Below are 13,165 nucleotides of genomic sequence, written 5' to 3'. Positions count from 1 at the left end.
ACCTTATTAACGTTGAAAGAACATTCGATGCCTACCCTCTATCTGGTTGCCGGAGCGCGTCCCAACTTCATGAAAATCGCACCGATCGTGCGCGCCTTGCAAGCCCACGGCGGGCTTGGGTTCAAGATCATTCATACCGGCCAGCACTATGATCGCGAAATGAACGACGTCTTCTTCGAAGAGCTGGGTATCCCCCAGCCCGACGTCTTCATGGGCGCCGGCGGCGGCAGCCATGCGCAGCAGACTGCCAAGATCATGCTGGCCTTCGAGGAGCTGTGCCTGGCCGAGCGTCCCGACGCCGTGCTGGTGGTGGGCGACGTGAATTCCACGCTGGCCTGTTCCATCGTTGCCAAGAAACTCAATATTCCCGTTGCCCATGTCGAAGCCGGTTTACGCAGCGGCGACATGACCATGCCGGAGGAGATCAACCGCCTTGTCACCGACAGTATCAGCGACTGGTTTTTCGTCACGGAACCCAGCGCGCTGGAACACCTGCGGCGCGAAGGCAAGCCGGAAGCGGCCGTGCACTACGTGGGCCACGTGATGGTTGACAACGTGCTGTATCAGGCCAACAAGCTCGGTGCCGGCGTCGTCACCGAAGGCGAGGGGGCGCTTTTCAAGGCGGCCCATACGGGCGCGGGACAGCGCTACGGCGTGGTCACCCTGCACCGGCCCAGTAACGTGGACAACGCGGACATGATGCAATCGATCGGCGGCGCGCTGCGCACGATCGCGCAGGACTTGCCGCTGATTTTCCCTGTGCATCCGCGCACGCGCGCCAATCTGGACAAGTTCGGCATCGACCTGGGGCCGAACGTGACCCTGGTGGGACCGCAGGGATACATGGCCTTCCTGAATCTGTGGAAGGATGCTTGCGTAGTGCTGACCGACAGCGGCGGCTTGCAGGAGGAAACCACGGCGCTGGGCGTGCCGTGCCTGACGATCCGCGAAAACACGGAGCGTCCCGTCACTGTCGATGAAGGTAGCAATGTACTGGTAGGAACGGATCCGCAGCGCATCGTGGCCGAGGCCGGCAAAATACTGCGCGGCGAAGGCAAGCGCGGGCAGCGTCCGCACCTGTGGGACGGCAAGGCTGCCGAACGTATCGTGGCCGTGCTGGCCGCGCAGCTGTCATGAGCGCCCGTATCACGATGATGGGCTGTCAGATTGATAATCTGACGATGGAAGAAACCCTGCAAAAAGTCGAGGGATTCATCCAGTCCGGCCATCCCCATCAGCATGTGGTGGTCAATGTGGACAAGCTGGTCAAGGCGGAACGCGATGCCGAATTGCGGCGCATCATCAATGACTGCGCGCTGATCAATGCCGATGGCATGCCGGTCGTGTGGGCGTCGCGCCTGCTGGGCAAGCCGCTCAAGGAGCGCGTCGCGGGCGTCGATTTGTTCGAGGCGCTGATGCGCCGCAGCGCCGACAAGCAGTGGCGCGTGTATCTGCTGGGCGCGCGCGAGGAGGTCGTCAGCGAGGTCAAGCGTCTGTACGAGCTGAAGTATCCGGGATTGACCGTGGCCGGCTACCGTAATGGCTACTGGAGTGCGGAGGAGGAGCCTGGCGTCGTCGCGCAGATCACGGAGGCGCGCGCCGACCTGCTGTTTGTCGCCATCAGTTCACCCAAGAAGGAACACTTCCTGGGACAGTACCAGGGGCAGATGAAAATCCCGTTCGCCATGGGCGTGGGCGGCACCTTCGACGTTGCCGTCGGCCGCGTCAAGCGTGCGCCCGTGTGGATGCAGAAATCGGGTCTGGAATGGTTTTATCGTTTTTTACAGGAACCGCGCCGCATGTTCCGGCGCTACTTTATCGAGGACATGGGCTTTATCCGCCTGTTCTTCAAGGAAGCGCTGCGCCGCTAGGCGCCATCGCCGAATTACGGTTTCCACCTTTTAGATTGAAAGTATTGTTATGACTACTATTGCCGTGATTGGCCTCGGTTATGTCGGTTTGCCCCTCGTTGCCGAATTCGGCAAGCAGGCGCGCACCATCGGCTTTGATATTGTGCAAAGCAAGGTTGACAGCTGCCTGCGGGGCGTCGATCCGTCGCGCGAGCTGAGCGACGAGCAGATGGCCGCCGCCGTGCATGCCGAATACTCGTCCGACCCCGCCATTCTGGCGCAGGCCGACATCATCATCGTCGCCGTGCCGACGCCGGTCGACGTGGCCCACAGCCCCGACTTCGGCCCCCTGATCGGCGCCAGCAAGAGCGTCGGCCAGCACATGAAGAAGGGCGCCATCGTCGTCTACGAGTCGACCGTATACCCGGGCGCGACCGAGGAAATCTGTATTCCCGTGCTGGAACAGGCGTCGGGCAAGCAGTGGAAGCGCGATTTCTTCGTCGGCTATTCTCCGGAGCGCATCAACCCGGGCGACCGCAAGCACATGCTGACGAACGTGGTGAAAGTGGTCTCGGGCGACACGCCGCAAACGCTGGAAACGGTGGCCGCCATGTACGAATCCATCGTCGAGCCGGGCGTGCACCGTTGCTCCAGCATCAAGGCGGCGGAAGCGTGCAAGGTGATTGAAAATACCCAGCGCGACCTGAACATTGCGCTGATGAACGAACTGGCGATCATCTTCGACAAGATCGGCATCGATACTTCCGAAGTCTTGACGGCGGCCGGCACGAAATGGAACTTCCTGAAGTTCAGCCCAGGTCTGGTGGGCGGGCATTGCATCGGCGTCGATCCGTATTACCTCACGCACAAGGCCGAGACGCTGGGCTACCATCCTCAGGTCATCCTGGCCGGCCGTCGCATCAATGACGGCATGGGCAAGTACATCGCCGAGCAGACCATCAAGAACATGATTGCCGCCGGCAGCTATATCAAGGGCGCGCGCGTGAATGTGCTGGGCTTGACCTTCAAGGAAGATTGCGCCGACCTGCGCAATTCCAAGGTGGGCGACGTCATTAACGAACTCAAGACCTATGGCGTGGAAGTGTTCGTGCACGATCCGTATGCCGATGCGGAGGAGGCCATGCACGAGTATGGCGTGCGCCTGTTTGCGTGGGATGAGTTGCCGCGCGCCGATGCCATCGTCGCTGCCGTGTCGCACCGCGCGCTGACGTCGCTGCCCGTGGAAGACTTCCAGCAAAAACTGATCAAGGGGGGCTGTTTCATCGATGTGAAGGCGTGTTTTGACGAGGCGGCATTGCGCGCCGTGGGGATCAAGGTCTGGCGCTTGTAACAGCCGCTGGACGGCACGGCGGGACAGGCGGCCACGCTTGTCCCGTTAATGTGCTCCTCTTTTGCACTGTATCAATTTCCTCTCTGGCATAGTCCCCTACACTGGGCCTGGCCATCTTCCTGGGGCGCCGACGGCGCCTTATCGAACTATCCTTCAGACAGACAGGCAGCGGCGCCGCGACCGGAGTGCCGGACCGCCGATGGAAGCGTGCGCCATTGAGTCGACAGGAGCCCGACATGAAAATCTACCCAGTGATCCTGTCGGGAGGTGCCGGCAGCCGCCTGTGGCCCTTGTCGCGCCAGGCGTTGCCCAAGCAATTGTTGCCGCTGCTTTCGCAGCAGACCCTGCTGCAGGAAGCCGTGCTGCGCGTGCGCGGGCTGGGTCATGCCGCGCTCGAGGCCATGCCGCCGCTGCTGGTGTGCGGCAATGAGCACCGCTTCATGGTGGCGGAGCAGTTGCGCCAGATCGGCGTGGCGCCGCTGGCCATCGTCCTGGAGCCGCTGGGACGCAATACGGCGCCGGCAGTGGCGGTGGCCGCGCAATATCTGCTGACGCTCGATGCCGAGGCGGTCATGCTCGTCCTGCCTGCCGATCACTGCATCGCCGACGTACCGGCGTTTCACCGGGTGGTCGGGCAAGCGGCTGCGCTGGCCGGGGCCGGCGAGCTTGCCACCTTTGGCATCGTTCCTACCACTGCGGAAACGGCTTACGGCTATATCCTTTCCGGCGCACTGCTGGCCGGTTCGCCGCAGGGCCGCGAAGTTGAGCGTTTCGTGGAAAAACCGGACTTGGCGACGGCGCGTGGCTTCCTCGCCGATGGCCGTTATCTGTGGAATAGCGGCATGTTCATGTTCCGCGCCGCAAGTTACCTGCGCGAGTTGCAGCAATTCGAACCGGCCATGCACGCGGCGTGCGCCGCCGCGGTGGCCGACGGTTGCCGCGACCTCGATTTTTTTCGCCTGGCAGCGGATGTTTTTTCGTCCTGCCGCAGCGTCTCGATCGACCATGCTGTGATGGAGCACACGCGCCGCGCCGTGGTGCTTCCCGCCGCCATGGGCTGGAGCGATATCGGTTCCTGGTCCGGCTTGTGGGACGTGTTGCCAGGCGATGAGCAGGGCAATGTCGTGCGTGGCGATGTCTATCTGGACGGCGCCCGCAACTGCATGATACGGGCGGAAAGCCGCATCGTGGCCGTGTTGGGCGCACAGGACCTGGTGATCGTGGAGACGGACGATGCCGTCCTGGTGGCGCGGCGCGATCAGGTGCAGCGCGTGCGGCAAGTGGTTGAACACCTGGAGCGCCATGGGCGCACCGAGCACGTGCAGCATCGGCTCGTGTACCGTCCCTGGGGCAGCTATGAAGGCATCGACGTGGGCGAGCGTTTCCAGGTCAAGCGCATCGTCGTCAATCCAGGTGGGAAACTATCGCTGCAGATGCACCATCACCGTTCTGAACACTGGGTGGTCGTGCGCGGCACGGCGCGCGTCACATGCGGCGAGACGGTGCGCCTGCTGACAGAGAATGAATCGACATATATTCCGCTCGGCATGATCCACCGGCTGGAAAATCCTGGCAAGCTGCCGCTGCACCTGATCGAGGTGCAGACGGGCGCTTACCTGGGAGAGGACGATATCGTGCGCCATGCGGATGCGTATCAGCGCGCCTGAGATGCGGGCGTACCGAGCGGCGCCGCATTCATGACGTCGGGAACGCAGTCGCTGGCGATGATCTTGCCGGGATTGCCCGCGACGATGGAGGCGGGCGGCACGTCGGCCACGACCACGGTGCCGCCGGCGACGCGGCTGCCCTGTCCGATGGTGATCGCGCCGGTAATGATGGCATGGGGGCCGACCCAGACGCCGTCCTCCAATGTCGGATAGGCGCTGCTGCGCTGGTCCGGGGCGGTGATGCGGTCGCGCCGGCCCAGGGTCGCGCCGTGCAGCAGGGTGACATTGCTGCCGATGACGGCGCCAGGCGAAATGACGGTGCCCCAGCCATGCGTCAGGGCGAAACCGGGACCGACCCGGGTTTGCCAGGAAAAGTCGATACCCGCGCGGCGGGTGGCGCTGCGATGTAGCAGCTTGCAAAACGGTAGCAGATATTTCCAGGGAGCGCGGGCGTCGCGCGCGGCCTGGCACAGGCGCATGGTGACGATCGCGCGGAAGGGACGGCTGCCGACAGCCCCTTTCAGCGTCAGGCGCCAACCACTGCGCCCGTATAACCGGAATGTGTCCGCATGCAATGCCGTCCAGGTGGACATATGACTTCCTTTTCTTGAGATGATCCGTCAATATGATAAAACTTTGCCAATTATAACTGCTGCATGTGCCTGCCCTGGTGGCTGACGGGCGATAGTTTTCGCCTCTTATTTTGATGCCATAAAGAAACTTTTCATTAAAAAATAAATAACTTAAAAAGTTACTTTATGCTATTATCCTTGCTGGTTTGATTATATAAATTCATGTGGCCGCGTTGCGGCCACAATTTTGCTTGGTGGAGTCGCATGAAGAACAATACCCGCTCTATTCTGGCTGTCCTGGCTTTTGCCGGTTCGGCCCTGCTGTCCCAGGCGGCCACTGCGGCTGTCGACATCAGTTCCCTGCCGAAAGCCGTCAAGCTGGAGAGCGGCGGTTCGCTGACATTTGGCGACAAGTTCAAGAACAATCAACAGGGCAGCTTTTTCAATGATGTGTTTACGTTTAACGTGACGCAGCCCAGCGCGCTCAACGTGGTCCTGACGTCGCAAAGCACCAGCGCCCTGACCGGCTTGAATTTGACGGGCTTTGGCTTGTACAGCAGCGTCGGCAACACCTTGCTGCAGGGCGGTACCCAGGAGCTGAGCGGTGCGACCGACAAATGGAGCCTGTCGTTCGCGAACCTGGCCGCCGGTGCGTACTATATGAAGGTCAGCGGCGATATCGTCTTCAGCACCGGCGCCACGTTCAGCGGCAATGGCAACCTGGTATCGGCCGTGCCCGAGCCTGGAACCTATGCGATGCTGCTTGCCGGCCTGGGCTTGCTGGGGTTTGTCGCCCGCCGCCGTCAGAAATCCGCCTGAACACGACTCGCTGTCGTGACGCTATAGTCCCTTTCCCGCGGCGCGCTTGCGTTGACCGCCGTTATCTTGGTGAAAAGTATGCATAAAATATTGAAATCCCTGTTCATGACGTTCGTGCTCTCCGCTGCCAGCGTGGGCGCCCACGCCGCTCCCGTCGACCTGAGCCATGCGCCGGTCGACCTGACGCAGGACCTGATCGACTATTCCAGCGGTGAACTGTTTGGTTCCTTCCGCCTGGGCGCCGGCCAGCTTGCTGGCGCCGGGAATAATTTTTTCAGCGACAAATTCCTCTTCACGCTGACGGGCATCCATGATTTCAGCGGGCTGGCAACTTCGCTCAAGCCAAGCGCCAATTCCGGCCTGACCCTGACGGGATTTAGCCTGAGCAATACCAGTGGCGTAGTGCTGCAGGGCGCGCTCGATCTGCTGAATTTCACGGCGCAGGACCAAGCCTGGGTGCTGAACAGCGGCAAGACGCCTTTGCTTGAGGGAACCTATTTCCTGCAAGTTGACGGTTATGTCGCTTCCGCAACGGGTGGTAGCTACAGCGGCAATATCTCGGCCAGTGCCGTGCCGGAAGCTGAAACCTACGCCATGCTGCTTGCCGGCCTGGGATTGATGGGCTTTGTGGCGCGCCGGCGCAAGCTGCAAGCCTGAGCGCGCGCTGGCATTATCAGCAGCAATAAGAAACGGAAGCCTTGGCTTCCGTTTTTTGTTTGCCGCGTTGCGGCACTATTTCCAGCGCTATAATTGGCCGTCAAGCTCCGACTGCCATGCTGCGGTCGTTTCGATTCATCTTTCTGGCAGCCATCCATTGCATACTCCACTACGTTTTTTGCCCGTGTTGCTGGCGGCTTTCTTCTCCGTGCCGCAAGCTGGCGCGGCGCCAGGATTGCAGCCCGCGCACCTGGCGGTCATCATCAATGATGCGGAACCGAATAGCGTGGAGGTCGGCGAGTACTACCGCCAGTCGCACGACATTCCGCTTGCCAACGTCGTGCATGTGAATATTCCAAACCGGCCACGCAAGCTTAGCGCCGAACAATTTTCCCAGCTTAAGGAGCGCATCGAGGCGCAGCTCAAGCCCGAGATCCAGGCCGTGCTGATGGTCTGGAGCGCCCCCTATGCGGTCGAGTGCAATTCGATCACCTCCGCATTTACCCTGGGATATGACATGGCGCAGTGCGTCAAGACGTGCGACCCGGGCAAGCCCAGCATCTATTTCAACAGCAACGTGGACCGGCCCATGACCCAGATGGGCATGCGCCTGTCCATGCTGTTGCCTGTCGATTCCGTGGACGATGCCAAGGCCGTCATCAAGCGCGGCACGGCCAGCGGGTTTGCCGTACCGGCCGCCGGCGCCTATTATTTGACTACCAGCGACGCCGCGCGCAATAGCCGCGCGGCATTCTTTCCGCCGACCGGCATGGTGCGTCAGCGCAAGCTGACCATTACGAATGTGCATGCCAACAGCATTGAAAGTGTCCAGAACATCATGGTGTACCAGACCGGCGTGGCCAATGTGGCCAAGCTGGACACGCTGCGATTTTTGCCGGGGGCGCTGGCCGATCACCTGACGTCATTCGGTGGCGATTTGCAGGGCACAGGACAGATGAGCAGCCAGCGCTGGCTGGAAGCTGGCGCGACGGCCAGTTACGGTACGGTGAGTGAGCCGTGCAATTATTGGCAGAAATTCCCCAATCCTACCGTGCTCCTGCGCCGCTACCTGAACGGCATGACGGCGCTGGAAGCGTACTGGGGGAGTGTGCTGTGGCCGGCGCAGGGGCTGTTTATCGGCGACCCGCTGGCCGCGCCGTACATGGCTTACCGGCGCTGAGCGCTGACCTGGCGGTGCGCCCGACGCCGGGGAGGATAGCTTAAGCGGCTTTGACGCTCCGCTTTCTGCGCGCCGCGAATGCCACCAGGCCGAGGCCGGCGATTAGCATGGCGTAGGTTTCCGGCTCAGGCACGACGGCGATAGGCGGCCTGGGAACGCCGATGCCGCTATTGCCGCTGTCGATCCCGCCTGTCGCCCCGCCGCCACCCACGCTGGAGCCGCCAGCCGGCGAGCCGGTGCCGCGCGAGGCGGACGTGATCAGCGGTGCATAGGTATCGGTGCCGGTGGCGCCATGGTAGGCGCGCCCCGGTCCACGGTAGCCGGCGCCGCCATCAATCGGCGGGAACTCCTGGCTGGTAACGAAATCGCGGGTGCCAAACTGATAGCTTCCCGTGTCGCGCGCCGGACGCGCACGCGTGCCGCCCGCCGTATCGCCCGCATCGGCAAACTGATTGCCCAGGCGGTGGCCGCCGCCGCCAAATTGCGGGTTGCGCAATTCCTGGTCCGAAGCGCCGCTGCCGAATTCCGGCGGCGTGCTGGTGCCGTCGTTGATGCGTGCGCCGAAGCCGATGAAACCATCGACGAGGCTGCAAGCGCTGTACGTGCTATCGAGGTCGGCGTCCTTCGCCTTGCCGCCTGCGTTGCTGGCGGCTCCCGTGGCCTGGCAGCGTTTATCGTCGCCGCTGGCACGCTGCGCATCATTTTGCGCTTGCGCCGTGCTAGCCGCCAGCAATAACACGCCGCAGGCGAACAAGGATGCGAACTTGGATGGGGTGGCTGGTTTTGACATTACTTACCTCTTGGAAATGCATTCTGAGCGCGGCGCATATCGCCAGGCGCTGAGGATGTAATTGGTGCCTACGCTAGCTGTGCAACATTGTTTGTGCACGGCAGGATGGCAGATGAAGAGCCGGGCATGTATGGGGCCCGCTCAATCCATTTGTATTGCAAGGTTCTCAAAGTTGCCAATGGCTTATCAAGAACAAAACTTATTTGCCTGAAATATATCATATTTTTCACATTGGCGCTTTCTTTGCGTAAATGGAAAGCATTGTTTGTTGTTTGAAAGATACTTATTTTGATGCGTCTGGAAAGAAAATTACTCCATTCGGCTTAATCAAATGTCATCAAGTCGTCATCCCGGGCCTTTAATATGCAAATAACAAGTCTGAAATACTTTTGTTAATTGTGGCGCGCCGGCCGATCATGCGGGACCGGCGTCCTTTATTTACCGACCGGGATCCTCATGCACACCTCGTTTTCCCCCTTGCGCACGCCGTTGCGCCTGACCGTCATGGCCTCTCTGCTGGCCAGCCTGTCCGTGCCGGCCCTGGCTGCTTCCGATATCGTCATCAGCCAGGTGTATGGCGGGGGCGGCAATACGGGGGCGCTGTACCGCAACGATTTCATCGAACTGTTCAACCGCGGTGCCAGCCCCGTGAATGTGAGCAACTGGAGCGTGCAATACGCGTCCGCCGCCGGTTCCAGCTGGTCGGTGACGGCCTTGCAGGCTATCGAATTGCAACCTGGCCAGTATTTGCTGGTCCAGCAAGCCAAGGGCGCGGGCGGTACGCAGGACTTGCCTGCGCCGGATGCCACGGGCAGCCTGGCCATGTCCGGTACGGCGGGCAAGGTGTTGTTGAGCAATAGCAAGACGGCGCAGACGGGCACCAGCCCCACGGGCGCCGCCATCATCGACCTGGTCGGTTTCGGCACGGCCAACGGCTTCGAAGGCACCGTCGCGCCCGCGCCATCGAATACGCTGTCGATTGCGCGCGCGAATGGCGGCTGCGCCGACACGGACGATAACAGCGCCGACTTTGCCACCGGCAGCGTGACGCCGCGCAATACGGCTTCGCCATTGAATGCCTGCGGCGGCCCTGTCGTGCACCAGATCGTCACCAGCTGCCCAGCCAGCCTGGCCTTGGCCGTGGGCAATGGCGGCAGCGCCGTGCTGCGCGCATCCGACGTCGATGGCGTCGTGAATGCCGCCACCTTGAGCTCGCCGGCCGTGGCCGGCATCAGCCTGGCCAATTTCAGCGCGGCCGGCGTGGCGGGCGAGAGCGCCATGGTCAGCCTGCTGGTGGCCGCCGGCGTGCCGGTGGGAAATTACCCTGTCATCGTGAATTTCAGCAACGACCAGCAGCAAAGCGCCAGTTGCAAGATCGATGTCGCCGTGCAAGGACTGGCTGCCGTCAGCCACACGATCCCGCAGATACAGGGCAGCGGCGCGGCCAGCCCTTACGCCAATTCCGTGCAGACGACGCAAGGCGTGGTGACCCTGAAAGTGGGTACCGGCTTCTTCATCCAGGACGCGGCCGGCGATGGCGACCCATCGACGTCGGACGGCATTTTCGTGTACACGGGCGCAACGGCCACCACCGTGCAGCCGGGTGAGCTGGTGCGCGTGACGGGCACGGTGGTCGAATACACGCCGTCGGGCGCGAAAAATTCCTATACGGAATTCAAGGACGTGACGGCCATTCTCACGCAAAGCGCGGGCCACGCCATCGTGCCGACGAATGTGACCTTGCCGAACGAGAATCTGGCCGCCGTGGAAGGCATGCTGGTGCGCTTCACGCAGCCCTTGACCGTGTCGCAAAACGCCTACCTGGGCGCGCGCGGCGAACTGACCCTGTCGGCGGGACGGCGCGAAGTGCCGACCAACCGTTATCCGGCCGGTTCCGCCGAGGCGCAAGCCTTGATCGCCGCCAATGCGAACAACCTGATCGTGCTCGATGATGGCATCTTTGTCGCACCGCCGACGATACCGTACATCGGCCAGGATGGCACCGTGCGCAGCGGCGACACGGTAGCCGACCTGACGGGCGTGGTGGACTTTGGCGCCATCGGCGGTGGCGGTGCCGCCTACAAACTGCAGCCGACGCAGGCGCCGCAATTTTCGCGCGACAACCCGCGCACGGGCAGCCCGGAACTGCCATCAGGCAACGTCAAGGTGGCCAGCGCGAACGTGCTGAACTTCTTTACGACCTTTACCAATGGCAATAACGTATTTGGCCAGACGGGACAGGGCTGCACCGTGGGCTCGTCTACCACCAAGAGCAATTGCCGCGGCGCCGACAACCTGGCCGAATTCGTGCGCCAGCGCGACAAGATCGTCGCCGAACTGAAAGCCATCGATGCGGACGTGGTGGGCTTGATGGAAATCCAGAACAATGGCGAAACAGCCGTCACTTATCTGGTCGAGCAGCTCAACGCTGCCATCGGCGGCGTCACGTATGCCGTGGTGCCGAAGCCGGCCGCCACAGGAACGGACGCCATCCGTGTGGCCATGATCTACAAGCCGGCCAAGCTGGGCCTGGTAGGCGGCGCCTTGTCGGATGCCAACGCCATCAACAACCGTCCGCCCATGGCGCAAACCTTCCGCGCCGGCAATGGCGAGAAATTCTCGCTGGTCGTCAACCACCTGAAGTCGAAGGGCAGTTGTCCATCGAGCGGCCTGGACGCGGACCAGAACGATAGTCAGAGCTGCTGGAATGCCACCCGCGTGCAGCAAGCCCAGCGTCTGGTGGGCAGTTTCGTGCCGCAAGTGGCGGCCGCTGCCGGCGACGCGGACGTGCTGGTCATCGGCGACCTGAATTCATATGGCGCGGAAGACCCGATCCAGGTCATCACGGGCGCTGGCTTCGTCAATGAACTCGAGCGTTTCGTGCGGCCGTCCGGCATGCCGTACTCGTACGTATTCGGCGGCCAGAGCGGCTACCTCGACCATGCACTGGCCAGTGCGTCGCTGAGCCCGCAAGTGGCGGGCGTGGCCGAATGGCATGTGAATGCGGACGAGCCGGAAGTGATCGACTACAACATCGACTCGGCCAAGCCGCAAGACTTGTACAACGGCTTGCCTTACCGCGCCTCGGACCACGATCCCGTCGTCATCAGCCTGGACTTGCAGCCCGCTTACCGCGACATCACGGCCGGCGTGGCGCAAGCCAGTTCGGGCCTCGCGTACAACCGCGTGACGCAAAAATACACGGGCACCTTCTCGTTCACCAACACGGGCACGAGCGCCTTGTCCGGCCCGTTCCAGGTGGTGTTCGGCGGCTTGCCTGCCGGCGTGGCCCTGGCCAATGCCACGGGCAGCCATGCGGGCGCCGCGTATGTCACGGTCAACGCGGCCAGCCTGGCGCCGGGCGCGACAGCCTCGTTTGCCGTCAGTTTCACCAATCCGTCGAAAGTGACGATCAATTATTCCGCCAGCATTTTCGCCGGCAACTTCTAAGGACACCATCATGTTGACAACGACACTTCATCCGGCCCTGCGCCGCGCCGTCCTGGCCGCCGTGCTGGCCGCCAGCTCCAGCCTGGCGCTGGCGGATCCGCTCGGCTACCGCGTGGAAATCGACACGAGCCAGTTCTCGGGCGCCGGTTTCCTCGACTTCGCCTTTATCGCGGGCAACAGCCCCGCGCCGGGCGCCAGCGCCGTGCTCAGCAATTTTTCGGGAGCGTTCGGCGGGCTGGCATCGCAGGAAGGCAATGTCAGCGGCAGCTTGCCCGGCACCTTGACCTTCGGCAATAGCGGTGCCTACAACGACTGGTTTCACAACGTGACCCTGGGCGGCAAGTTCGGTTTCAATATCGTCTTCGGCGGCGACTTCCTGAACACGGCCGGCAACGCGGGCACGACGTTTGGCGTGGGTTTGCTCGACTACACCGGCATGGCTTATCTGGGCAATGCGAATGGCAACCTCGTGCAATTCGAACTGACCCCGCTCAACGGCGGCTTGCCCGCCAGCATTACAGGCAGTAGCTACGCCAGCATCGCGACGATCTCGGCCGTGCCGGAAGCGTCGGAATGGATGATGCTGACGGGCGGCCTGGCGCTGATCGGTTTTGCCCTGCGCCGCCGCCAGCCTGGCACACGGGCCTAGTCTTTCCAGCCTGGACACAGCGCGCCTGCGGGCCGCTGTGTTTTTTTTGTTTATTTATTTGAAATAGCTATAAATCAGGAAACTAAATTGTATTGGTCACCGTTTTACGCTTGATGCATAGTAAAAAACTTGTCGGGCAGTCTAGTACTTTCATGGGCGGCCGCCACTTTTTTGGAAGGA

At 61.9% G+C, this 13,165-nt stretch carries 11 protein-coding genes; 9 read left to right on the top strand and 2 right to left on the bottom strand.

Annotation, left to right across the window (positions count from 1 at the left end):
• The first annotated feature begins 27 nt into the window (after positions 1-27).
• From wecB to BLT98_RS21340, 4 genes are all read left to right on the top strand, one after another.
• Complete coding sequence (wecB, locus tag BLT98_RS21355) at positions 28-1,137, top strand: non-hydrolyzing UDP-N-acetylglucosamine 2-epimerase (RefSeq protein ID WP_092611278.1); 1,110 nt, start codon at positions 28-30, stop codon at positions 1,135-1,137.
• Positions 1,134-1,871, top strand: coding sequence for a WecB/TagA/CpsF family glycosyltransferase (locus tag BLT98_RS21350; protein ID WP_046682608.1), 738 nt, complete (start codon positions 1,134-1,136; stop codon positions 1,869-1,871). The genes wecB and BLT98_RS21350 overlap by 4 nt, the downstream gene beginning before the upstream one ends.
• A gap of 49 nt (positions 1,872-1,920) precedes the next feature.
• Positions 1,921-3,201, top strand: coding sequence for a nucleotide sugar dehydrogenase (locus BLT98_RS21345; RefSeq protein WP_070253547.1), 1,281 nt, complete (start codon positions 1,921-1,923; stop codon positions 3,199-3,201).
• A gap of 236 nt (positions 3,202-3,437) precedes the next feature.
• The gene (locus tag BLT98_RS21340; RefSeq protein WP_092611275.1) at positions 3,438-4,868 is read left to right on the top strand and encodes a mannose-1-phosphate guanylyltransferase/mannose-6-phosphate isomerase; all 1,431 of its coding nucleotides are present in this window, start codon (positions 3,438-3,440) and stop codon (positions 4,866-4,868) included.
• Here the strand turns inward: BLT98_RS21340 and BLT98_RS21335 are convergent.
• Entirely contained in the window at positions 4,856-5,461 is a 606-nt protein-coding gene (locus tag BLT98_RS21335; RefSeq protein ID WP_092611272.1) for a serine O-acetyltransferase, read from the bottom strand. The two genes, BLT98_RS21340 and BLT98_RS21335, sit on opposite strands and share 13 nt — an antisense overlap.
• Before the next feature lie 243 nt (positions 5,462-5,704).
• On the opposite strand from BLT98_RS21335, the gene BLT98_RS21330 reads away from it, so the two are divergent.
• The 3 genes from BLT98_RS21330 (at position 5,705) to BLT98_RS21320 (ending at position 8,096) form a co-directional block, all read left to right on the top strand.
• A complete protein-coding gene (locus tag BLT98_RS21330; RefSeq protein WP_070253550.1) occupies positions 5,705-6,259 on the top strand; it encodes an FxDxF family PEP-CTERM protein in 555 nt (184 codons plus the stop codon).
• Positions 6,260-6,337: 78 nt separating this feature from the next.
• Positions 6,338-6,916: an FxDxF family PEP-CTERM protein gene (locus BLT98_RS21325; protein WP_081345400.1), complete on the top strand. Its 579-nt coding sequence runs from the start codon at positions 6,338-6,340 to the stop codon at positions 6,914-6,916.
• 157 nt (positions 6,917-7,073) lie between these two features.
• Positions 7,074-8,096, top strand: coding sequence for a TIGR03790 family protein (locus tag BLT98_RS21320; protein ID WP_211551180.1), 1,023 nt, complete (start codon positions 7,074-7,076; stop codon positions 8,094-8,096).
• Between the two features lie 40 nt (positions 8,097-8,136).
• On the opposite strand, the gene BLT98_RS29360 is transcribed toward BLT98_RS21320, so the two are convergent.
• A complete protein-coding gene (locus BLT98_RS29360) occupies positions 8,137-8,886 on the bottom strand; it encodes a PEP-CTERM sorting domain-containing protein (protein WP_092611264.1) in 750 nt (249 codons plus the stop codon).
• A gap of 456 nt (positions 8,887-9,342) precedes the next feature.
• Between BLT98_RS29360 and BLT98_RS21310 the strand changes: the two genes are divergently transcribed.
• Positions 9,343-12,336 carry an ExeM/NucH family extracellular endonuclease gene (locus BLT98_RS21310; protein ID WP_092611261.1) on the top strand — a complete coding sequence of 998 codons (2,994 nt, stop codon included), beginning with the start codon at positions 9,343-9,345 and terminating at the stop codon, positions 12,334-12,336.
• Between the two features lie 10 nt (positions 12,337-12,346).
• On the top strand, positions 12,347-12,985 hold the full coding sequence (locus tag BLT98_RS21305) for an NF038129 family PEP-CTERM protein (RefSeq protein ID WP_092611258.1): 639 nt from the start codon (positions 12,347-12,349) through the stop codon (positions 12,983-12,985).
• Positions 12,986-13,165 lie beyond the last annotated feature (180 nt).

The sequence above is a fragment of the Janthinobacterium sp. YR213 genome, from assembly GCF_900099875.1.
Taxonomy (GTDB): Bacteria; Pseudomonadota; Gammaproteobacteria; order Burkholderiales; family Burkholderiaceae_D; genus Janthinobacterium; species Janthinobacterium lividum.
This window is presented reverse-complemented; position numbering and strand designations above follow the sequence as displayed.